Below are 22,230 nucleotides of genomic sequence, written 5' to 3'. Positions count from 1 at the left end.
GGGCCTGGGGGGGTAGCCGAAATGGCGGGGCCGATAGCTGATTTCGTGGGTCACCTGATGAGCCAGCAAGGAGTAGACGGCGTGGTGAACGGGTATATCTAAGTCACCTTCGTCGGTTGTTTGGGTCAAGACCAAAGCCCAGCACGCGACGACGCCCACCGATCACTAGGGGCTACTATGACCTACACCGGTCCTAAACTCACCCGCATCTCAACTGCTCCTGCCGCGCTCGGTGTGCGGTTGTGCAGTTACCCGCGCCCTCCGGCGTTGGTTATTGAAGTCGGCGGTGAGATCGACGCTCGCAGCGCCCGTGGTGTCAGCCGCTACCTGACCAGGTTCGTGCACGTTGGTCGCCCGTTGGTCCTCGATTTCAGCGCCGTCGACTTCCTCAACTTCGCCGGTTTCAAGGCGGTACTTCGTTTCGCGACGGACTGCCGTCAAGCCGGGCGAGACTGGGTGTTGGTGGCAAGCGATGCCGTGAAGCTACTCTTGCCGGTCGCGTCCGGCTACCGGTTGCCGGTCGTGGACTCATTGGACGAGGCGTTACAGCGGCTCGCGGAAACGCCGAATCCCGAGTGGCGGCTCCGGTCGATTACGACCGTGGAATCCAAGTTGTTGGCGGGTGGCTGAAAAGCGCGACGGCCGGGGTCCTTCCCACGAAAGACCGCAGAGAACAACCAGTTCACCATCAGATACGGCGAGGCTCGCCAGCTGTTCGGCGATCGATAGCCCGCATCAAGTCGTCAGTGTCCTGCTCGATCACGAATCACAGTGAACAAGAGCATATTACGTTGACAGTGAGATTAAACAGCGGTGGTTCAGGGAATACAAAGTTGTTTGGCGAGGACGGGGTGAGGAGCTGACGGCCATGACTGGGATCGCTGTCCATGCGGAGACCCGTCCGCAGTTTGCGCCGTCCTTGCGGTCACATTGATCGGAAGGCCACGCAAATGATTAATTTGGTTTCCGTGCTCGATAGCCAGATCTTTTCCGTGCTCGATAGCCAGATCTTTAGTGCTTATCAGCAGGTCAAGAAAGCCCAAGCCGAGTCTGATTATGCCGCGATGATTCGATGGATGCTGTTCGTCGACCAACTCCTCGACCGCCGCGGGGTCACAAAGCAGCCAGGAACCATAGCTGTCGCTGGTCAAGCCGCGCTCACGTAATAACCTGCGCCACAGCAAATTAACGGTGCAACGAGGGCTCGAGGCGTTCCTCGACGATGCCATCGCCGCGACTGGATTCCAACTCACCTTGGCCGCACCGACATTCACCTGGGGCCGAGATCGCCCGAAGTGTCGGGCACCGCCGAGCCGAGATCCGAGACATGGCCTGAGTTTTGGAGGGCGCCAACCGCATGATCGGCCGATCGGGGCGCCTCCGCCGAGACCTTCTCAACGGCGTCGGCGGACGTATCAGCGCTCCTGCGTGATGTAGGCCTGCAGGTGTTGCTGCTCGGCCTCGAGTTCCTCCATGCGCGTTTTCACCACGTCGCCGATACTGACGATTCCAGCCAGCCGGCCGCCGTCGAGCACGGGCACGTGACGCACCCGGTTCTCGGTCATCACAACGCTGAGATGATCGACCGTGTCGCGTGGGGTGCAGGTGGCCACAACCGTCGTCATGATCTCCGACACCGGCTGGACCAACAGGCTGCTGCCCAGTTCATGCAACTTGCGCACCACGTCCCGTTCGGACACGATGCCGGCCACCCCTTCGGATCCCACCACCACCATCGCTCCGATGTTCATCTCGTTCAGCCCGGCCAGCAGCTGGGAAACCGTGGCTTCCGGAGATATCGTCGCCACGGCGGCCCCCTTGTTGCGCAGCACGTCCGCGATCCGCATCGCCCGCCTCCGATCGTGATCCACCTCACACCAGGCTAGGTCGGCAACGGTCCGTGCGAAAGGGCCTCGTTCAAGACGCACGAACGTGTATATCTGGGCGCATGATCGAAGTCACCCTGCTCGGCACCGGCAGCCCCATCCCCGACCCGGACCGGGCGGGCCCGGCCACCCTGATCCGCGCCGGTGGCCAGACGTTTCTCGTCGACTGCGGCCGCGGCGTGCAACAACGGTTGGCCGCAGCCGGTTCCGGAGCCAATGCACTGAGCGCGCTGCTGCTCACCCACCTGCACAGCGATCACATCGCCGACCTGGGCGACGTCATCATCACCCGGTGGGTGACCACCTTCGCCGCGCAGACCCCGCTGCAGATCATCGGGCCGCCGGGAACGGCACGGGTGGTCGAGGCGACGCTCGAGGCGTTCGGGCCCGATATCGGGTACCGCATCGCTCATCACGCCGATCTGACCACGCCACCTCCGGTGGAGGTACACGAATACACCGAAGGGGTGGCGTGGGATCGCGACGGCGTGCGAATCCTGGTGGGCCCCACCGACCACCGGCCCGTGACGCCGACCATCGGGTTCCGGTTCGAACACCATGGCGCCTCGGTCGTGGTCGCGGGCGACACGGTACCGTGCGCGAGCCTGGACGCACTGGCCGCCGGTGCGGGCGCCTTGGTGCATACCGTGATCCGCAAGGACCTGGTGGAGCAGCTACCCATGCAGCGCATCCGGGACATCTGCGACTACCACTCCTCCGTCGAGGAGGCTGCGGCCACCGCCGCGCGCGCCGGGGTCGGCATTCTCATCCTCACCCACTACGTACCGGCCATTGCTCCGGGCCAGGAAGACGAGTGGCGCGCCAGAGCCGCAACGGAATTCGACCGGCAGATCGAGCTGGGCAACGACCTGCACCGCGTTGAAGTTCATCCGGGAGTGTGCGCTCGGTCGCGTAGCTGATAGCGCCGCCGATCAGTCCGGCGCTCCGGCAGAAGTGCGCCGACCACGATAAGCCAGATGAATCCGGTGAACCGGGCGATCGGCAATACCACCGCTGCTTAGGGCCAGATGAGTACCAGCGTCGCGAGTTCGGCGACATGGTCCAGCAGATCAGCCCGGCCAGCACGAGCTAACACCGCACGTGCACCAGGGCTTCCGCAACCTGGGCCGGGCGGGCGCGAGTCCTTTCAAACCAGCCGGGTGATCTCCACCAGGCCGCATCTACTTCTCACGTCCGGGTCGCGCTAAGGCCCATCCCCAGCGTGGGGCACCACCGGTCACGTTTCACCTTCCAACGACGTAGCCCGTTTCAGCAGGACAAAGAGCAGGTTGACGTGGTAAAAGAATGGCAACAGGTCAGGGCTCGGCGGCCGCCGCTTTGGGAGTTGGGGTGCCGCGCTGGTACCCTGAGCAGTCGCTGCCCGCTGTGCGGGCACCGCACGAGACTTAGGTAATCCCAGCTAGAAAATTACGAAGGAACTGCTACGTGGCCAACATCAAGTCGCAGGAAAAGCGCATCCTCACCAACGAGCGTCGCCGGCTGCGCAACCAGTCGGTGAAGTCGTCTTTGCGCACCGCCGTTCGCGGCTTCCGCGAGGCCGTCGAGGCGGGCGAGAAGGACAAGGCCGCCGAGCTGCTGGTGTCGACCAGCCGTCAGCTCGACAAGGCCGCCAGCAAGGGCGTGATCCACGCCAACCAGGCCGCGAACAAGAAGTCCGCGCTGGCTCTCGCGCTGAACAAGCTCTGAGCTTCACGCTTTACCCGGCGGCGAGCTGCGCCACTCGGCGCACCGCCGCCTCAAGGGCGTAGTCGGCATCCGCCGCTGCGCCCTTCACGTCTGCATTGAGCGTGGCTACCACCCGTATCGCCTCGGCGACGGAATCCCGCGACCATCGCCGCGCCTGCTTCTGTGCCTTCTGTATCCGCCACGGCGGCATACCGAGCTCGCCGGCCAGTTTGTACGGATCTCCCGACAGCGGACCCACCCGGGCGATGGTGTGCACTGCCTCGGCCAGCGCATCAGCCAACACCACCTGTGGCTCACCGGCCAGCATCGCCCAACGGAGCGCTTCGGCGGCGGCGGACACGTCGCCGACGACCGCCTTGTCGGCGATATCGAAGCCCTTCACCTCGGCCTTACCGCTGTGATACCGACGGACCGCGGCAGCGTCGACCTGCCCATCGGTGTCGGCCACCAGCTGTGAGCACACCGCGGCCAACTCGCGGATGTTCGACCCGACCGCGTCGAGCACCGCGTTGACGGTGTCGTCGGACACCTTGGCCCGCAATGCCCGGAACTCGCGCCGCACGAAATCGGCCCGCTCAGCCGGCTTGGCGATCCGTGCGCATGGATATACCTGCGCGCCAAGCTTTTTCAACTGATCGGCCAATGCCTTGGCTCGGCCCCCGCCGGAGTGAACGACCACCAGTGAGGTGCCCGGCGGTAGATCGGCGGCTGCTCCGGCAATGAGCGAGACTGCGTCCTTGCCGGCCTCGGCAGCCGAATCGAGCACCACCAGACGCTGTTCGGCGAACAGGGATGGACTGAGCAACTCGGCCAGTTCGCTCGTGCTCACCTCACCGGCGCGCATCCGGTCCACCGGCACGTCATCGGCTCCCGCCTCCGCGCGCACGGCACGCAACACCGTCGCGACGGCGCGCTCGACCAGCAGTTCCTCATCACCCAGCACCAGGTGCAGCCCTTCGGCCTGTTGACTCACGCCGATGATGGTGTCACGCCGGCACGACAATGCCGACATTCAGCTCTGGAGTACATCCGCGATCATCCAGGCCAACAGGCACACGGCCAGCCCGGCCGTCGTCTGACGTATCCACCGCCACCGCCACGTGGTCACAAGGGCCACTACACCGACAGCCACCAGCGCCACGCCAGCCCACCCCGACGGCGTCGGCACCGCTGCGCCCGGTACCGCCGAGGCCCAGTTCGCCACCGACAACAACCACCACAGCTCAGGACCGGTGAACCGGATCAGCAGTTGCGCCGCCGCGGGCCACACCGTGGCGATCACCGCGGCCGAGGTTCCCAGCACCGTGATAGGAGGGATCACCGCGGCGACCGCAAGATTCGCGGCCACCGCGACCACACTGAACGTGCCTGATATCCCGGCCACGAGCGGCGCGGTGACCAGCTGGGCAACCGCGGCGACGCTGACGGCGGCCGCCAACGGTCGCGGCCAGCCACGAGCCACGAGCCGACGTGTCCACACCGGCGCGAGCACGACGATGCCGGCCGTCGCCGCGACCGATAGGGCGAACCCGGCGTCGACGGCGAGTTCGGGTGCGGCGACCATGAGCACGATGATGCTGGCCGCCAGGGCGGGGATGGCCCGCCGTCGACGATGGATCAGCACCGCGAAAAGGGTCACCGCGCCCATTACTGCGGCGCGCAGCACGCTGGCCGACGGCTGCACGACAATGACGAATCCGATCAGTCCGAGCGCCGCGAACCCGACCGCAACCCGCGGCCCGACGATTCCTGCGGTCAGCAGCAGTGCGCCGCAGACGATGGTGACGTTGGCGCCGGACACGGCGGTCAGATGGGTCAATCCGGCCGTACGGAACCGGGCGGTGGTCTGCCCGTCGACGGTCGAGGTGTCCCCCAGCGCCAACGCCGGCAACATAGCTGCCTGGTCTGCCGGCAACGCGGCCCGCGCCGACTCGGCGAACCCAGCGCGGATCCGCTGAGCCGCCCGCTGTAGCACCGAGGCCGCCCCGAGCGACGGTCGCCCACTCGCCGTGAGAACGGCCACGGTGAGATCGCGACGCGTGGGCCGGCCGACCGCGGCCCGGAATCGCGCGGGACGTCCGGTGGCCATCTCGGTGTAGCCGCCGGCCGGCGCGAACACCAGCACCCGTCCCGCCACCGCGCTGCCGTCCAGTTCGCTCAGGGAACCGCGGAACATCAGCCGGCCGCCTGTGATGATCCGCGGCGTCTCGGTCGGGGTGACAACCACCGTCGCGCCCCCGCCGTAGCGAACCGTGATGGGATGGTGTTGCTGTTGGTGCACCCGCAAGCCGATGGCCACGGCGAACCCCGCACCGGCGGCTGCCACCGCCAGGACCGCGGCGACGCCGAACCGGATCCCGCTGAACCGGGCCAGCCCTGCGATCAACCCGACAGCAGCCGCAACCGTGAGCGCCGAACCCCCGATGCCCCACACGATTCCCGTGGCCGTCACCATCCATGCTGTCAGGGCCGCGGGCGCCAGCCGTAGATCCAACCGGTCGATTTCGGCCTCGGGCTCGGTTGCCATCACACCCGGACCAACGGCCGCAGTTTCTCCAGGCGCGCCGGGCCGATTCCGTCGACCTCGCCGAGCTGATCCACGCTGCCGAACCGGCCATGGGTGTCGCGCCAGGCCACGATTGCGGCCGCGGTCACCGGACCGACCCCGGGCAACGCGTCGAGTTGTTCCACCGTCGCGGTGTTGAGATCCACTGGTCCCGGCGCACCAGCGATACCTGGTGCCGCCGGCCCGGCCGATGTCGTAGCGCTCCCGCCCGTCACCGAACTACCCATGGTGGCCGGTTTTCCCGGCGGCGCAGCGATTCCGACGACGATCTGTTCACCGTCGGTGACACGCCGTGCCATGTTCAGCCCGACCAGATCGGCTCCGTCCAGCGGGCCCCCGGCTGCGGCGAGCGCATCGGCTATGCGGGCTCCGGCGTCCACGGTGACCAGGCCGGGTTTGTGAACCAGTCCCACGACGCTGATCACCACGGGCCCGGCGGTGACGCTCGGTGTGGCACTTGCCGACGAAACCATCTGCACCGGAGGAAGATTGGCGGCTGCCACCGGCGGCGGCTTATCGCGGATCAGGGTGAACACCGTGACCAGGACGGCCAGCACGCCGACGACGGCCAGTGCCACCACGCCGGCCCGTCCCGGGTCGGCGCGCGCGGCCGCGAGCCAGCCCGATGATCCGTCGGATGTGGTGTCGGGCAGCCAGCGCGTCAGCGCACTGTCCGGTGGTGGAGCACCAGACTCACGTTCGGAATCAAGATCATCGGGGATCGTGTCGGCGGGCGCCAGCCGACGGCGCAGCCGCTGCTCGGGCAGTTCGGTGGACATGCCACGACCGTAGGCACACGCTCGGACGAGCCGGCCCGCGAAGCGCCCGGTCGACGGGCAACTGTGGATGAACTCGGCTTTGTGGATGAACTACCTACCGGTCTGGGCCGCTCCTGGGCGCCGACGGAAATGGTTCATTCACGCACCGGGAGCGGCCATTCGGTCGGTGTGGCTGGGCAGCGGCTCGCCGAGTGTGATCGCGCGGGCGTCGTCGGGAACGCCGGGCCGCGCCCGCTCCGGTGTGGCCCGCTCCAGGAATCGCAGCAGTTCGACCGGGAATGGCAGGACCACGGTGGAATTCTTCTCCGCGGCCACTTCGACGACGGTCTCCAGCAGTCGCAGTTGCAGAGCGGCAGGCTCGGCAGCCATCACATCGGCTGCTGCAGCGAGCTTCTCGGAGGCCTGGAGTTCTCCGTCGGCCGTGATCACGCGGGCCCGCCGCTCGCGCTCAGCCTCGGCCTGGCGGGCGATCGAGCGCTTCATCGTGTCCGGCAACACCACATCCTTGATCTCGACCCGGTCGATGTGGATGCCCCAGCCCAGCGCGGGATTGTCGATGAGCAGCTCCAATCCTTGATTGAGCCGTTCGCGGTTGGACAGCAGATCGTCCAGATTGCTCTTGCCGATGATCGAGCGCAGTGAGGTCTGCGCGACCTGACCGATCGCCGACATGTAGTCCTGCACATCGACCACTGCCCGCACGGGGTCGACCACGTTGAAGTAGATCACTGCATCGACCCGCACCGTCACGTTGTCGCGGGTGATGCCGTCCTGTCCGGGGACCGGCATGGTGATGATCTGAGTGTTGACCTTCTGCAGTCTGTCGGCGATCGGGATCAGCATGGTCAACCCCGGTGCGCGGACCTGGTCCTGCACGCGGCCGAACCGGAACACCACGCCCCGCTCGTACTGTTTGATCACGCGGATGTTGCTGGCGCCGATCCAGAGCAGAATCAGCGCGCCGAGGGCGGTCGCCCCGAGTGAATAGAGCATGTCCATGATCAGACCTCGATCCGTCATTGTGGATCCATAGTCCGATTGTGCGACTTGGGCGCCGCGCCCGCCAGCGCAGGCAGATTACCGGGCGGTTCGCGGGCTAGGCACCGTCACCCGCTGTCGAGCGATACGCACACCCCGATCGCGCCCGCACCGACGTGCACGCCGAGCATCGGCCCCATCTCGGTCACCGTCAGCGCTTCCAACTGCGGCAGTCGGGCGGTGAGCGCGGTGCCGACCGCATCGGCGCCGGCAACGTTGTCAACGTGGTGCACCGCAACGCAGGCCGACCGTTCACCGATCACTCCGGCAACCTGATCGACAAGTGCCGCACGGGCTTTCGACACCGTGCGAATTCGCTGCGAGAGCACCAGCCGGCCGTCGACGTCCAGGGTCAGCAACGGATTGAGCGACAGCGCGGTACCCAGCCAGGACGCGGCGGTGCCGATGCGACCGCTGCGGCGCAGATTGTCCAGCCGGTGCACCACGATGAACGCGTGCCCGCGCGGCACCGTCGCGCGGGCTGCCGCCTCGACCTCGTCGAGGCCTGCCCCGGTGCGGGCCGAGCGCGCGGCGGCGAGCGCCACGAACCCCACCCCCATCGCAGCCGATCGCGAGTTGACCACCCGCACCGCCTGGCCGAATTCCCGGGCCGCCAGTGCGGCCGAACTGTAGGTGCTCGACAGTGCCGCCGAGATATGCACGGCGACAACGCCGTCACCGTCACTGTCGGCCAGCGCCTGCCGGTAGGCGGCCGCGAGCTCGCTCGGGGAGGCACCGGCCGTGGTCACCCGGGCCCGATCGTGAATGTCGCACGGCAGCGGGTCGACGCCGTCACGCACATCGATGCCGTCGACGAGTATGTGCAGCGGCACCTGCCGGATCGCCCAGCCATCGCGCTGTTCGACCCCCAGCCTCGACGACGAGTCTGTCACCACCACGACAGCCATCGTCAGTCGGCGGAATTCTGTTGCGGGACGCCTGCTGCCATCAAGGCCTTGATCATCGACTCGGCCACCGCCCGGTGCGCCTCGAAGCTCCAATGGATACCGTCGGGATTGCCCCGCCCGCTGAGCACTTCGTCGGCGACGGCCGCTTTCAGGTCCACCAGCGGAACATCGTGCTGCTCGGCCCACACCGTGATGGCCTGCACCGTCGGCTCCCGACCGTGGTGAGCCTTGCCGTAGGTCTCGGCGACGTGGACCGAAGGCAGCGATGCCACCACCGGGATGCCCGGGCGGTTGAAATCAATGGCGCTTCGGGTCATTTCGAGATATTCGACGGTGACGTGCGGCGGCAGCGCCGAGCGGGCTATCGGCGACAACCGCGGCTGTGCCCACCCGTAGCCGTCGCGCGCCCATCGCCGTAACCGCGGTGGCCGCACATAGCGGATCAGTTCCCGCAGCGCCGTCGGTAGCGGTGACGGCAGCGAATCCATACCGCCGGTCGCGAAGATGACTGCGCCCGCCCGCGGCAATGCCGCCCAAGCCCGCGGATCTTGAGTAGCCGCCCACCACACATCCCGACAGGTCCAGCCGATGCGCCCGATGAGTTCCAGGTCCCAGCCCAGTTGTTCAGCAACGATATTGGGCCAGATCCGGGGATCATCCGACGGCAGGCCGCCGGTCGGGCCGAAGTAGGACAGCGAATCGGCGAATACCAACAGCGTCGCCGAGCCCCCGCGGTACGACTCGACCGTGGGGTCAGAGGACATCGTTGGCCACCTGCGCCGAGGCGTTCCACACGTCCAGCCGCCACCGGATGTCGCCGAAGGGCGCATCGTCGTCGGAATGGCCTGTCAGCTGTACCCAGCTGGCGTTACCCATACCGCCCAGCGCCGGCCAGTTCTCGACCGGCAGAGCCAACAACCCCGCCGTGAGCGCTGCGATCAAACCACCGTGGGCCACCAGCACCACCGGCCGTTCAGGTGCGTCGAGCCCCCACTCATGTTGCCCGGCAACGATTTCAGCCACCAGAGGAATACTGCGCGAGGCAACGTCGACACGGCTCTCACCACCGTGCGGCGCCCACCGGGCGTCTTCGCGCCACACCGCCCTTGCCCCGGGTGCCAGGGCGTCGACCTCCAGGTGTGTCAGGCCCTGCCAGTCCCCCAGATGCGTCTCGCGGAGCCGCTCGTCGACCCGCACCGGCAGTCCGGCACGGTCCCCGAGCGTCATGGCGGTGTCCAGTGCACGTTTGAGATCCGACGAGACGATCAGCAGCGGTTGTCGTTTCGCCAGCACCTCGGCGGCCGCCGCAGCCTGATCCCGACCCAGATCGGACAAGTCGGTGTCGAGCTGGCCCTGCATCCGGCTGCCGGCGTTGTACTCGGTCTGGCCGTGCCGGAGTAGCACGAGCCGCCGAACCTTCATCGCGCCCTCATTCGGCGGAGCCGTCGTGATCCAGCTCCACGGAGATCAGCGGGCAGTCCCGCCACAAGCGGTCCAGTGCGTAGAAGTTGCGCTCGTCCTGGTGCTGGATGTGCACCACGATGTCGACGTAGTCCAGCAGCGTCCAGCGCCCTTCACGGGCGCCCTCCCGACGGGCCGGTTTGTAGCCCGCCAGGCGCATCTTGTCCTCGACCTCGTCGACGATGGCGTTGACCTGCCGTTCGTTGGATGCCGAGGCGATCACGAAGCAGTCGGTGATGACCAGCTGCCCGGACACGTCGATCACCACGACGTCGTCGGCGAGCTTGCCGGCCGCCGCGTGGGCGGCCACCTCGGCCATCGCGATGGCCTCAGCCGTGGCGGTCATGAGACACCCTTCCCACCGTTGTGGTCACTCTTCACGTCCGCGGTATAGAGGCCGCGCTTCGCCACGTACTGCACCACCCCGTCGGGCACCAGGTACCAGATGGGCCGCAACGCCTCCGCACGCTGCCGGCAATCGCTCGACGAGATCGCCAGCGCAGGCACCTCGACCAGTTGTAACGCATCGGACGGCAGCTCCTGGCGCACCGCCAGGATGTGCTTACCGTCGAGCTCGTAGCCCGGTCGGCTCACACCGACGAACTTCGCCATCGAAAACAATTCCTCCCAGTTCTGCCAGGACAGGATCGACGCCAGGGCATCGGCGCCGGTGATGAAGAACAGATCGCTGTCGACGTTGAGTTTGCGCAGGTCACGCAACGTGTCGGCGGTGTAGGTGGGGCCACCCCGGTCGATGTCGACGCGGCTCACCGAGAACCGCGGGTTGGACGCCGTGGCGATGACCGTCATGAGATACCGGTCCTCGGCAGCGCTGACCGGCCGGTCGTGCTTCTGCCAGGGCTCGCCGGTCGGCACGAACACCACTTCGTCCAGCTCGAACAGATCGGCCACCTCGCTGGCGGCGACGAGGTGCCCATTGTGGATGGGATCAAACGTCCCACCCATCACACCGAGCCTGCGCCGCGTTGCCACGAACAGCCAGCTTACGGCAGCGTCGACGGGCGGCTGACCCGGCGCGTAACCGGCCGCGACCCGCTTCAGACCGGCAACAGCCCGTCGATCACAGAAGCCAGCTGCTTGGCCGAGCGGCACTCGTGCATGGTGATCACCTCGCCGTATTTCGGGGCCGCGGAGTCCCCGCTGCCCCACAGGTGCCTCGGTTCGGGGTTGAGCCAATGCGCATGCCGGCTCGTCGACACCAGGTGCGCCAGCAGGTCGGACTGCGGGTTGCGGTAGTTGTTGCGTGCGTCCCCGAGCACCAGCAGCGAACTGCGTGGCGAGAGCACACTCGGGAACTTCTCCAAGAACGACACGAAGGCGTGCCCGTAGTCGGAGTGTCCGTCCCGGGTGTAGACACCCGCCTCTCGGGTGATGCGCTGCACCGCGACGGCGAGATCGGATTGCGGGCCGAACAACTCGGTGACCTCGTCGGTGGTGTCGATGAAGGCGAAGACGCGGACCCGCGAGAACTGCTGACGCAGGGCCGCCACCAGCATCAGCGTGAAGTGGCTGAAACCGGCCACCGAGCCGGACACATCGCACAGCACAACCAGCTCGGGCCGGGCCGGGTGCGGCTTGCGAAGCACCATGTCGATCGGCACCCCGCCGGTCGACATGGACTTGCGCAACGTCTTGCGCAGGTCGATCTCGCCGGCGCGGGAGCGCCGACGACGCGCGGCCAGCCGGGTCGCCAGGGTGCGGGCCAACGGTGCAACGGTCTTGCGCATCTGGCGCAGCTGTTCGCCTGAGGCGCGCAGGAATTCCACGTTCTCGGCCAGTTGTGGCACACCGTAAACCTGCACGTGCTCGCGGCCCAACTGCTCGGCGGTTCGGCGCTTGGTCTCGGCCTCCACCATCTTGCGCAACTGCGAGATACGCTGCGCAGCCACCGCTTTGGCGATCTCTTGCTGGGTGGGCGTGGGCCGGTCGCCGTACGCGGCCAGCAACCCCGCGAGCAGCCGACTCTCCAGATCGTCCAGGTTCATCGCCTTGAGCGCCTGATACGTCGAGTACGACGGTCCGCGGCTCGACTTGTAAAGGCCGTAGGTCCCGACGATCTGGGCGATCATCACCGCCAACCGGTCATCGAGGCCGGCCAGATCTTCGTTGTCGGAGAGCATCTGCACCAGCGCGGCCCGCATGGCATCGACATCCGCCGAGGGCAGCTGCTGCGCTTGGTCGCCGAGCGCTTCGTCGTCGGACGGCATGGTGCGCGCGCCCAGCGCCGGCGGGAAGAACAGGTCGAACATCGCGTCATAGGTGTCGCGGTGATCGGCGCGGCGCAGCACCGCGCACGCGATGCCCTCACGCAGCGCCTCGCGGTCCCCCAACCCCAGCACCATGATCACCCGACCGGCGTCCACCGTCTCCGACGATCCCACCGAGATGCCTTGTGCGCGAAGGGCTTCGACGAACTCGACGAGATGCCCCGGCAGGCCGTGCGGGGCCAGTGGTTGGGGCGGTCGGGTTCGACGGGAGGCCATCAGTTGAGCCTCAGCTCCCCGGCGGCTCGCTGCTGGTCGGACAGGTGCTTGAGCACCACCCCGAGCGTGGCGGCGATCATGGCATCGTCGATGGTGTCCAGACCGAGCGCCAGCACGGTGCGGCCCCAGTCGATCGTCTCGGCGACCGACGGAAGCTTCTTGAGCTGCATGCCCCGCAGCACCCCGATGATCCGCACGAGCTCGGCGGCGATGTGCTCGGGCAGTTCCGGAACCCGCGACAGCAGGATGCGCCGCTCCAGGTCGGCATCGGGAAAGTTGATGTGCAGGAACAGGCAACGCCGCTTGAGCGCCTCGGACAGCTCGCGGGTGGCGTTCGACGTCAGCAGCACGAACGGTGGCCGCTCGGCGGTGATGGTGCCCAGTTCCGGCACCGTGACCGCGAAGTCGGACAGCACCTCCAACAGCAGGCCCTCGATCTCGATGTCGGCCTTGTCGGTCTCGTCGATCAGCAACACGGTCGGGTCGGTGCGTCGGATCGCGGTCAGCAGCGGGCGGCTCAGCAGGAATTCCTCGCTGAACACGTCGTCCTTCGTGCGGTCCCAGTCCGCTCCCTGCCCCTGACCCGCCTGGATCCGCAGGATCTGCTTGGCGTGGTTCCATTCGTAGAGCGCGCGGGCCTCATCGACGCCTTCGTAGCACTGCAGCCGCACCAGTTCGCTCCCGGTGCTCCGGGCGATCGCGCGGGCCAGTTCGGTCTTGCCCACACCCGCGGGTCCCTCCACCAGCAACGGCTTGCCGAGCCGGTCTGCGAGGAAAACCGCGGTGGCAGTGGCGGTATCGGGCAGGTATCCGGTTTCGGCCAGTCGTCGTGCCACATCGTCGATATCGGCGAACAGCGGTGCCTGGCGCGCGGGCACGCACACGTGTTTCTCCCTTGTCGTCTAGGCCTGGCGGGTCTGGCCCTCGCCCCACACAATCCATTTCGTCGAGGTCAGCTCGGGCAATCCCATCGGGCCGCGGGCATGCAGCTTCTGGGTGGAGATGCCGATCTCGGCGCCGAAGCCGAACTGCTCTCCGTCGGTGAAGGCGGTGGACGCGTTGACCATCACGGCGGCGGCATCCACGCGCTCGGTGAACCGCTGTGCCGCAGCCAGATCGGTTGTCACGATGGCCTCGGTGTGCCCGGTGCCGTACTCGTCGACGTGGGCGATGGCGGCATCCACTCCATCTACTACAGCCAGCGCGATGTCCATCGACAGGAACTCCGCGCGCAGCTCGTCCTCGGACGGGTCGGCGTGCACGGTGACGCCGGCGTCCTGCAGCGCCGCGACGAGTCGCGGCACCGCGACGTCGGCGATGGACGCATCGACCAGCAGCGTCTCGGCCGAATTGCACACGCTGGGCCGACGGGTCTTGGAGTTCAGCAGGATCTTCTCGGCCAGGTCCAGGTCGGCCGATTCATGAACGTAGACATGGCAATTGCCGACGCCGGTCTCGATCGTCGGCACCTGCGCATCGCGTACGACGGCGTCGATCAGGCCGGCCCCACCACGCGGGATCACGACGTCGACCAGGCCGCGGGCCTGGATCAGGTGCGTCACGCTGGCGCGGTCGTGACTGGGCAGCAGCTGCACGGCGTCGGCGGGCAGGCCCTCGGCCAGCAGCGCGGCCCGCAGGGCCGCCACCAGCGCCTCGTTGGAGCGCACCGCCGAGGAACTGCCGCGCAGTAGTGCCGCATTGCCGGATTTGAGGGTCAACCCGAAAGCGTCGACCGTGACGTTGGGCCGACCCTCGTAGACCATGCCCACCACGCCGAGGGGGACACGCTGCTGCCGCAGCTGCAGGCCGTTGGGGAGCGTGCGCCCCCGCAGCACCTCACCGATCGGATCGGGCAGTCCGGCGACCTGGCGCAGGCCCGCGGCGATGCCGTCGATCCGCTGCGGGTTGAGCGCCAGCCGGTCCAGCATGGCCTCCGGCGTGCCGGCGGCACGAGCCGCGTCGAGGTCTCCGGCGTTGGCCGCCAGCACCGTGTCGACGCAGGCCAGCACACTGTCGGCGGCGGCATGAAGGGCTCGGTTCTTGGTGGCCGTGTTGAGGGTGGCCAACGTGCGCGCCGCGACTCGGGCGCGGCGGGCGGACTCGTGCACCTGTTCCCGCAAGTCCTGCGTCGACGCACTCACGGGCGGTGTCTGCACACTCATCGTCCCAGGGTATCGGAGGTGTTCGTCCGGCTCGACGCGCGTCAGCACGCAGCTGGTTTAGCGTTGTCGACTATGGCGTCCTCACGAGTGTGCGTGGTTGGAAGCGTCAACGCCGATCTCACGTTCGCCGTGCCGGCACTACCCAGACCCGGGCAGACGGTGCTGGCATCGTCGCTGTCGTCGGCGTCGGGCGGCAAGGGTGGTAATCAGGCGGTCGCCGCGGCGCGGGCCGGGGCCTCGGTGAGCCTCGTCGCCGCACTCGGCGACGACGCTGCCGCAGGCTCGCTTCGCGCCCACCTCGACGCCAACGGGGTCGCCCTCGACGCGGTCGCGACCGTGCCCGGCCCCAGCGGATCGGCTGCCATCGTCGTCGACGCCGACGGGGAGAACAGCATCGTGGTGGCGCCCGGCGCCAACGCACATCTCACGGTGGACTCCGCCGCCGCGCGCACCGCCATCACCTCCGCCGATGTGGTGTTGATGCAACTGGAGATCCCGCCGGCGACGGCGATCGCGGCGGCCCGCCTCGCGCGAACGGCCGGCGCGGTAGTCATGCTCAACGCGTCACCGCCCGGCACCCACGCTCATGAGTTGCTGGCACTGTCCGAACTGGTCGACGTGGTGGTGGTCAACGAGACCGAAGCCGGCGAATGGCATTGGCCGGTGACCCATCTCGTCATCACGCGGGGTTCGCGGGGCGCGAGCTACGTGGGCGTCGAGGAGCGGTTCGACGTGCGGTCGCCGTCCGTCAAGGCGGTGGACACCACCGGGGCCGGCGATGTGTTCGCCGGCGTGCTGGCCGCCGACTGGTGCTCGGGATTCGACGGGGCGCTGCGCCGGGCATGTGCGGCCGGTGCGCTCGCGACGATGGTGCGCGGCGCGGGTGATTGCGCACCCACCGTGGCCGACATCGACGCGATGCTCGCCCGTTGAGGGGTCGTCAAGCCTCGGGGATGTCGCGCTCGATCTCGTCGAGCCAGATCCGTGCCGACATGTCCGACGGCGCCCGCCAGTCTCCGCGCGGCGACAGTGCGCCGCCGGCCGACACCTTGGGCCCGTTGGGCAGTGCCGATCGTTTGAACTGGGAGAACGAATAAAACCGCTGCGCGAACACCTGCAGCCAGTGCCGGATCTCCTTGAGCGAGTAGACCGGTCGCTTGTCCTCGGGGAAACCGGCCGGCCAGTCCCCCAGGCCGGCGTCATGCCAGGCGTGCCAGGACAGGAACGCCACCTTCGACGGCCGGAACCCGTAGCGCAGCACCTGGTACAGCGAAAAGTCCTGCAGCACATAGGGCCCGACCTTGGCCTCGCTACTCTGGATTTCCTCGTCCTCGCCGGTGGGTACCAGCTCCGGGGTGATCTCGGTGTCGAGCACCGACTGGAGGATCTCGTTAACGTCCGAGTCCTCGGCTCCGAATTGCCGTGACGAGATCACCCACCGGATCAGGTGCTGGATCAGCGTTTTCGGTACCCCACCGTTGACGTTGTAATGCGACATCTGGTCGCCGACACCGTAGGTCGACCAGCCCAGCGCCAACTCGGACAGGTCGCCGGTGCCGAGCACGATCCCGCCTCGCTGATTGGCCAGCCGGAACAGGTAATCGGTGCGCAGGCCGGCCTGCACGTTCTCGAACGTGACGTCGTAGACCTTCTCGCCACGCCCGAACGGATGGTCCATCTCGGCGAGCATCAACTGGGCGGTTGGCTTGATGTCGATCTCTTCGAATGTCACGCCCAACGCGCGGCTCAACCGGATGGCGTTGTTCTTGGTCCGGTCGCCGGTGGCGAAACCCGGCAGCGTGAATGCGAGAATGTCGCTGCGCGGCCGGTTTTCCCGGTCCATCGCCCGGGCTGCGACGATCAACGCGTGCGTCGAGTCGAGCCCGCCGGACACGCCGATGACGACTTTGGGGTAGTTCAGCGCGCGGAGCCGCTGCTCCAGACCGGACACCTGGATGTTGTAGGCCTCGTAGCAATCCCGTTGCAGCCGTTCGGGATCCGAGGGCACGAACGGGAATCGCTCGACCTCGCGCAACAATCCGATGTCGCCTGTCGGCGGGTCGAGCTGAAACTCGATACGCCGGAAGGCGTCGACGACCACCCCGTGGTGGCGAGCATTGTCGTCGAAGGTGCCCATGCGCCGCCGTTCGGCACGCAGCAACTCCAGATCCACGTCGGCCACCGAGCGGCGCTCGCCGCGCGGGAATCGCTCGCTCTCGGCGAGCAGGCGTCCGTTCTCCCAGATCATGGTCTGGCCGTCCCAGGCCAGATCGGTGGTGGACTCACCCTCGCCCGCGGCGGCGTAGACATATGCGGCCAGGCAGCGTGCCGATGCCGAGCGGGCCAGCAGGCAGCGATCCTCGGCCCGGCCGACGGTGATCGGGCTGCCGGAGAGGTTGGCCAACACCGTCGCACCGGCCAGCGCAGCCTCTGCACTCGGCGGGACGGGGACGAACATGTCTTCGCAGATCTCGACGTGCAGCACCAACCCCGGCAGGTCCGATGCCACGAACAGCAGGTCGGCGCCGAACGGTACGTCGGCGCCGGCGACGTGGACGGTGCCGCGCACCTCGTCGCCCGCGGCGACCTGCCGCCGCTCATAGAACTCGCGGTAGGTGGGCAGATACGACTTGGGGGCCACCCCGAGCACGGCGCCGCGGTGGATGACGACCGCGGTGTTGTAGATCCGGTGCCGGTGCCGCAGCGGGGCGCCGACCACGAGCACGGGCGCCAGGACCGCCGACGCGGCGACGATCTCTACGAGCGCTTCCTCGACCGATTCCAGCAGCGTGTCCTGCAGCAGGATGTCCTCGATCGAATAGCCGGACAGCGTCAGCTCGGGAAACACCGCGACGGCCACGCCATCGTCGTGGCAGGCCTGCGCCAGTCTCAGCACCGATTCGGCGTTGGCGGCTGGATCCGCCAACGCCGTGTGAAGCGTGCACGCAGCAACCCGGGCAAAGCCATGTCGGTAGGCGGAGTAGAAGTCCATTGCCTTCATTGTCACCCGCGAGGCGCCTGGAGCGGGGCGGCGGGCTCAATCGGGCGGTCGCAAACCGTCCCCGGAATGGGCCAGCGCCTATTCTCGTGGGGGTGGATGCCCCCGAACTCGTCGCCCTGCTGGAGGGCCGTCGCGTCGCCGTGCTGACCGGCGCGGGTATGTCCACCGATTCCGGCATCCCCGACTACCGCGGTCCGAACTCGCCGCCGAGCAACCCGATGACCATCGGGCAATTCACCTCCGATCCGGCGTTCCGGCAGCGGTACTGGGCCCGCAACCACATCGGCTGGCGGCACATGGACGAGACGATGCCCAACGCCGGGCATCGGGCATTGGCCGCTCTTGAGTCCGCCGGTGTGGTCGTCGGCCTGGTCACGCAGAACGTGGATCTCCTGCACACCAAGGCGGGCAGTCGCACGGTGGTCGACCTGCACGGCAGCTACGCCCGCGTGGTGTGCCTCGAGTGCGGTCACACCATGTCGCGTGCCGCGCTGGCCGAGCTGCTGGAGGCCGCCAATCCGGGGTTTCTCGAGCGAGACGAAGCAGTCGGTGGGATCGCGGTGGCCCCCGACGCCGATGCGGTGGTGGCCGACACGTCGTCATTCACCATCGTCGACTGCCCGGTCTGTGGTGGCATGCTCAAACCCGACATCGTCTATTTCGGTGAGAATGTCCCCAAAAGCCGTGTGGAACAGGCCTATTCACTGGTCGATTCCGGCGACGCACTGTTGGTGGCGGGTTCCTCGCTGACGGTGTACTCGGGCTACCGATTCGTCCGCCACGCCACTGCACAGGGGATACCGGTGGCGATCATCAACCGGGGACGCACCCGCGGAGACGATCTGGCCACCGTGAAGGTCGACGCCGGCTGCTCGGAGCTGCTGACCCTGCTGGCCGGTGAACTGGCCATTACCCCGACGGCATCGCCCGGATAGGCCGGCTGGAACAGCACACCGCGTGACGGCGGTGCCGGCGCACGAAATACTCGGTGCCGCAGTGTGGTTTTGTCAGGTGGTGGGTTCTGTCTGACATTCGATGCAAAGGAGTTCGAGTTGGAAACCTGGGATGCGATCCGCGCACGCCGAAACGTGCGGAGTTATCTACCCGATCCGGTCTCGGAGCAAGACCTGAACCGCATAGCTGAAGCCGGCTGGCGCGCGCCATCCGCGGCGAACCGGCAGCACTGGGATTTCGTGATCGTCACCGACCGGGGCCAGCTGCAAGAACTCTCGACGGTATGGCGCGGCGCCGGTCACATCGCGTCGGCGCCGGCCGCGATCGCGCTGGTCGTCCCGGAAGCTGCCGATGAGCACACCAAACTCATCGACCAGTACGACCTGGGCCAGGCGACGCTGGCGATGACCATCGCCGCGACCGATCTCGGTATCGGAACCGGCCATTCATCGGTGGGTGATCAACCCAAAGCGCGCGCCATTCTCGGCGTGCCCGACGATCACCTCGTGTCGTTTCTGCTCGGTGTCGGGTACCCGGCGGATCGCCCGTTCCGGCCCATCCTGAAACCCAATCGCCGTCCGTTCGACGAGGTCGTGCACCGGGGCCACTGGTGACCGCCACCGCCGGCTTCGCGAAGCGCGCTCACCGAGTTCTCTTGAGGGCGACCAGATCGTCGGCGTGTACCGCGGGCCGGCGCATCTCGACCGGCAGATCCGGGGTGGACCGGCCCATCATGGTCGCCAACTCCGACGCCTCGTAGGCGACGACACCGCGGGCTACCGTCTGCCCGTCAGGCGCACGGAGATCGACCACATCCCCGCCGTGGAACCGGCCTGCCACCTGGGTGATCCCGGCCGGCAACAGCGATCGTCGCTGGTGGATCACGGCCCGCACCGCGCCGTCGTCGAGAGTGAGCGCCCCCGCGGACTCGGCGGCATACCGCACCCAGAACCGCCGCGCCGACATCCGTTCGGAACGGGGCGCGAACACCGTGCCAACCGATGCATCGCGCAGTGCCGCAGCGGCATCGGCCGCCGCCGCCAACAACACGGGCACGCCGGCATCGGCGGCCAACAAGGCTGACGACAGCTTGGACGCCATACCGCCGGTTCCCAGGTGGCTGCCCCGGCCGGCAACGACGCCGTCCAGATCACCCTGCGCAGCGACCTCAGGTATGAAGCGCGCGTTGCCTTTTCGGGGATCCGAGTCGTAGAGGCCGTCGATGTCGGACAGCAGCACCAGGGCGTCGGCGCCGACCAGTTGCGCCACGAGGGCCGAGAGCCGGTCGTTGTCACCGAACCGGATCTCGTTGGTGGCGACGGTGTCGTTCTCGTTGACGATCGCGACCGCATGCAGCGCCCGCAGCCGGTCCAGGGTCCGTTGCGCGTTGTTGTGCTGCACCCGCATCGAAACGTCATGCGCGGTCAGCAACACCTGACCGACAGTCCGGTTGTAGGCGGCGAAGGCAGTGTTCCACGCGTTGATCAGCGCCACCTGACCGACGCTGGCCGCGGCTTGTTTGGTGGCCAGGTCCGTGGGCCGCTTGGTCAGCCGCAACGGTTCGATCCCGGCGGCGATGGCACCCGAGGACACGATCACCACATCCGAGCCGGCCTTCATCCGGCCCTCGATGGCCTCGACGAGATACGCCAACCGAGCCGCGTCGAACACCCCGGTGGCGGTGGTGAGCGCGGTGGTTCCGATCTTGACGACGACGCTGCGCGCGGTGCGGATCGCCTCCCGGTGAGCAGAGGATGCCGAGTGTGCGCCCGTCACTCGTCTTCGCTTCGTTCGTTGCTGCTCCTCGCGTGCGCGCCCGGACTGCGCCGCTCGCGGCGGGCAGCCTTGCGCTCGGCCGCTCCGACGCGGTCTGTCTGCTCCAGCCGGATGTCGGTGCCGCGACCGGTCAGCGGCACGTCGACACCGGCGGGGGTCTGCGGTTCCCAGTCGAAGGTCATATCGCCGATGGTCACGGCACAACCCGGCCGCGCACCACGCTTGAACAGTTCGTCCTCGACACCCAGCCGGGCCAGGCGGTCACCGAGATAGCCGACAGCCTCGTCGTTGTCGAAATTCGTCTGTGCAATCCAGCGTTCGGGGCGCACCCCGCGAACGATGAAGCCACCCTGCCCGTCGGACTCCACGGTAAACCCGCTCTCATCGATGGCGATGGGTCGGATCACCGGGCGTCGCGCTGCGATCTCAGGTTGAGCGTCGCGGTAGGCCTTCACCATGTCCCACAACGCAAAGGTCAAGGGGCGCAAGCCAGCGCGGCTCACAGTCGACACCTCGAACACCGGCCAGCCGAACCGCCGGGCCACCTCGTCGCGGACGAAGTCGGCGAGCTCGTGCGCGTCCGGAACGTCGATCTTGTTGAGCACCACCGCCCGCGGCCGCGAGGCCAGGTCACCCAGAGCCGAATCGCCTTGCAGCGTCGGGGTATACGCGGCCAGTTCGGCCTCGAGCGCCTCGATGTCGGAGATCGGGTCGCGGCCTGGTTCCATTGTGGCGCAGTCCACAACGTGCACGAGTACCGCGCAGCGTTCGAGATGCCGCAGGAACTCCAGGCCAAGTCCGCGCCCTTCGGAGGCGCCGGGGATGAGACCGGGGACGTCGGCCACGGTATAGGTGTTGTCGCCGGCCGACACCACACCCAGATTGGGCGCCAGTGTAGTGAACGGATAGTCGGCGATCTTCGGTTTGGCCGCCGAGATCGCCGACACCAGTGAGGATTTGCCTGCTGAGGGAAAACCGATCAGACCGACATCGGCAACGGTCTTGAGCTCCAGGGTGAGATCGCGGGCCTGGCCCTTCTCACCGAGCAGCGCGAAGCCGGGGGCCTTGCGGGCCCGGGACGCCAGCGCGGCATTGCCCAGGCCGCCGCGTCCGCCCGCTGCGGCTTCGAAACGGCTGCCCGCTCCGACGAGGTCGGCGAGCATCCGCCCGTCCTCGTCGAGCACGACGGTACCGTCGGGTACGCGGACTTCGAGATCGGTACCTGATGCGCCGTCCCGGTTGCTGCCGGCGCCCTGCTTACCGGAGGGCGCCGCGACATGCGGATGAAAGTGGAAGTCCAGCAGGGTGTGCACCTGAGGGTCTACAACGAGGACGACGCTGCCGCCGCGACCACCGTTGCCGCCGTCAGGGCCACCAAGGGGTTTGAACTTTTCGCGGTGCACCGAGGCACACCCATTGCCGCCGTTACCGGCCCGCGCGTGGATGACGACGCGGTCGACAAACCGGGACATCGGACATCCTCTCCGT

Annotated in this window: 23 protein-coding genes; 7 read left to right on the top strand and 16 right to left on the bottom strand. The window is 67.6% G+C overall.

Annotated features, from left to right (window positions below; translation table 11 throughout):
- The first annotated feature begins 177 nt into the window (after nt 1-177).
- Together H276_RS0103040 and H276_RS0103035 are read left to right on the top strand one after the other, a co-directional pair.
- Complete coding sequence (locus tag H276_RS0103040) at nt 178-630, top strand: STAS domain-containing protein (RefSeq protein WP_019969830.1); 453 nt, start codon at nt 178-180, stop codon at nt 628-630.
- A 320-nt stretch (nt 631-950) separates the two neighbouring features.
- The gene (locus H276_RS0103035; protein ID WP_019969829.1) at nt 951-1,166 is read left to right on the top strand and encodes a hypothetical protein; all 216 of its coding nucleotides are present in this window, start codon (nt 951-953) and stop codon (nt 1,164-1,166) included.
- Between the two features lie 249 nt (nt 1,167-1,415).
- On the opposite strand, the gene H276_RS0103030 is transcribed toward H276_RS0103035, so the two are convergent.
- The gene (locus tag H276_RS0103030) at nt 1,416-1,847 is read right to left on the bottom strand and encodes a CBS domain-containing protein (RefSeq protein ID WP_019969828.1); all 432 of its coding nucleotides are present in this window, start codon (nt 1,845-1,847) and stop codon (nt 1,416-1,418) included.
- A 101-nt stretch (nt 1,848-1,948) separates the two neighbouring features.
- On the opposite strand from H276_RS0103030, the gene H276_RS0103025 reads away from it, so the two are divergent.
- Together H276_RS0103025 and rpsT are read left to right on the top strand one after the other, a co-directional pair.
- Entirely contained in the window at nt 1,949-2,806 is an 858-nt protein-coding gene (locus H276_RS0103025; protein ID WP_019969827.1) for a ribonuclease Z, read from the top strand.
- Between the two features lie 526 nt (nt 2,807-3,332).
- Nucleotides 3,333-3,593, top strand: coding sequence for a 30S ribosomal protein S20 (gene rpsT / locus H276_RS0103020; protein WP_019969826.1), 261 nt, complete (start codon nt 3,333-3,335; stop codon nt 3,591-3,593).
- A gap of 10 nt (nt 3,594-3,603) precedes the next feature.
- Here the strand turns inward: rpsT and holA are convergent, their stop codons facing one another.
- The 12 genes from holA to H276_RS0102960 form a co-directional block, all read right to left on the bottom strand.
- On the bottom strand, nt 3,604-4,566 hold the full coding sequence (holA, locus tag H276_RS0103015; RefSeq protein WP_026356531.1) for a DNA polymerase III subunit delta: 963 nt from the start codon (nt 4,564-4,566) through the stop codon (nt 3,604-3,606).
- A gap of 39 nt (nt 4,567-4,605) precedes the next feature.
- On the bottom strand, nt 4,606-6,120 hold the full coding sequence (locus tag H276_RS0103010) for a ComEC/Rec2 family competence protein (RefSeq protein WP_019969824.1): 1,515 nt from the start codon (nt 6,118-6,120) through the stop codon (nt 4,606-4,608).
- Nucleotides 6,120-6,938, bottom strand: coding sequence for a ComEA family DNA-binding protein (locus H276_RS0103005; protein ID WP_019969823.1), 819 nt, complete (start codon nt 6,936-6,938; stop codon nt 6,120-6,122). The genes H276_RS0103010 and H276_RS0103005 overlap by 1 nt, the downstream gene beginning before the upstream one ends.
- Nucleotides 6,939-7,076: 138 nt before the next feature.
- Nucleotides 7,077-7,937: an SPFH domain-containing protein gene (locus H276_RS0103000; RefSeq protein ID WP_036460585.1), complete on the bottom strand. Its 861-nt coding sequence runs from the start codon at nt 7,935-7,937 to the stop codon at nt 7,077-7,079.
- A gap of 107 nt (nt 7,938-8,044) precedes the next feature.
- A complete protein-coding gene (locus H276_RS0102995) occupies nt 8,045-8,884 on the bottom strand; it encodes a DegV family protein (protein ID WP_019969821.1) in 840 nt (279 codons plus the stop codon).
- Between the two features lie 2 nt (nt 8,885-8,886).
- Entirely contained in the window at nt 8,887-9,648 is a 762-nt protein-coding gene (gene octT / locus H276_RS0102990) for a diglucosylglycerate octanoyltransferase (RefSeq protein ID WP_019969820.1), read from the bottom strand.
- Nucleotides 9,638-10,306 carry a glucosyl-3-phosphoglycerate phosphatase gene (gene gpgP / locus H276_RS0102985; RefSeq protein ID WP_019969819.1) on the bottom strand — a complete coding sequence of 223 codons (669 nt, stop codon included), beginning with the start codon at nt 10,304-10,306 and terminating at the stop codon, nt 9,638-9,640. The genes octT and gpgP overlap by 11 nt, the downstream gene beginning before the upstream one ends.
- A gap of 7 nt (nt 10,307-10,313) precedes the next feature.
- Nucleotides 10,314-10,691 (bottom strand): ribosome silencing factor, encoded by a 378-nt coding sequence (rsfS, locus tag H276_RS0102980; RefSeq protein WP_019969818.1) that lies wholly within the window; start codon nt 10,689-10,691, stop codon nt 10,314-10,316.
- Nucleotides 10,688-11,338 (bottom strand): nicotinate-nucleotide adenylyltransferase, encoded by a 651-nt coding sequence (gene nadD / locus H276_RS0102975; RefSeq protein WP_081625394.1) that lies wholly within the window; start codon nt 11,336-11,338, stop codon nt 10,688-10,690. Before nadD ends, rsfS begins: the two co-directional genes overlap by 4 nt.
- Nucleotides 11,339-11,403: 65 nt before the next feature.
- Nucleotides 11,404-12,849 (bottom strand): VWA domain-containing protein, encoded by a 1,446-nt coding sequence (locus H276_RS0102970; protein ID WP_019969816.1) that lies wholly within the window; start codon nt 12,847-12,849, stop codon nt 11,404-11,406.
- Nucleotides 12,849-13,733, bottom strand: coding sequence for a MoxR family ATPase (locus H276_RS0102965; RefSeq protein WP_019969815.1), 885 nt, complete (start codon nt 13,731-13,733; stop codon nt 12,849-12,851). Before H276_RS0102965 ends, H276_RS0102970 begins: the two co-directional genes overlap by 1 nt.
- A gap of 18 nt (nt 13,734-13,751) precedes the next feature.
- Nucleotides 13,752-15,011 (bottom strand): glutamate-5-semialdehyde dehydrogenase, encoded by a 1,260-nt coding sequence (locus tag H276_RS0102960; RefSeq protein WP_019969814.1) that lies wholly within the window; start codon nt 15,009-15,011, stop codon nt 13,752-13,754.
- A gap of 72 nt (nt 15,012-15,083) precedes the next feature.
- Here H276_RS0102960 and H276_RS0102955 point away from each other — a divergent pair, with 72 nt between their 5' ends.
- Nucleotides 15,084-15,944, top strand: a complete 861-nt coding sequence (locus H276_RS0102955) for a PfkB family carbohydrate kinase (protein ID WP_026356530.1) — start codon at nt 15,084-15,086, stop codon at nt 15,942-15,944.
- Nucleotides 15,945-15,951: 7 nt separating this feature from the next.
- Here the strand turns inward: H276_RS0102955 and H276_RS0102950 are convergent, their stop codons facing one another.
- The gene (locus tag H276_RS0102950; protein WP_019969812.1) at nt 15,952-18,003 is read right to left on the bottom strand and encodes an NAD(+) synthase; all 2,052 of its coding nucleotides are present in this window, start codon (nt 18,001-18,003) and stop codon (nt 15,952-15,954) included.
- A 101-nt stretch (nt 18,004-18,104) separates the two neighbouring features.
- On the opposite strand from H276_RS0102950, the gene H276_RS0102945 reads away from it, so the two are divergent.
- Nucleotides 18,105-18,947: an NAD-dependent protein deacetylase gene (locus H276_RS0102945; protein ID WP_019969811.1), complete on the top strand. Its 843-nt coding sequence runs from the start codon at nt 18,105-18,107 to the stop codon at nt 18,945-18,947.
- A gap of 117 nt (nt 18,948-19,064) precedes the next feature.
- Nucleotides 19,065-19,580, top strand: coding sequence for a nitroreductase family protein (locus tag H276_RS0102940; RefSeq protein ID WP_026356529.1), 516 nt, complete (start codon nt 19,065-19,067; stop codon nt 19,578-19,580).
- A gap of 28 nt (nt 19,581-19,608) precedes the next feature.
- Here the strand turns inward: H276_RS0102940 and proB are convergent, their stop codons facing one another.
- Together proB and obgE are read right to left on the bottom strand one after the other, a co-directional pair.
- The gene (proB, locus tag H276_RS0102935; protein WP_019969809.1) at nt 19,609-20,742 is read right to left on the bottom strand and encodes a glutamate 5-kinase; all 1,134 of its coding nucleotides are present in this window, start codon (nt 20,740-20,742) and stop codon (nt 19,609-19,611) included.
- Complete coding sequence (obgE, locus tag H276_RS0102930; RefSeq protein WP_019969808.1) at nt 20,739-22,214, bottom strand: GTPase ObgE; 1,476 nt, start codon at nt 22,212-22,214, stop codon at nt 20,739-20,741. Before obgE ends, proB begins: the two co-directional genes overlap by 4 nt.
- Between the last annotated feature and the right edge of the window lie 16 nt (nt 22,215-22,230).

This window comes from Mycobacterium sp. 141, from assembly GCF_000382405.1.
Taxonomy (GTDB): Bacteria; Actinomycetota; Actinomycetes; order Mycobacteriales; family Mycobacteriaceae; genus Mycobacterium.
Note: the sequence above shows the minus strand (reverse complement) of the source record. Positions and strands in the feature narration are given on the sequence as shown.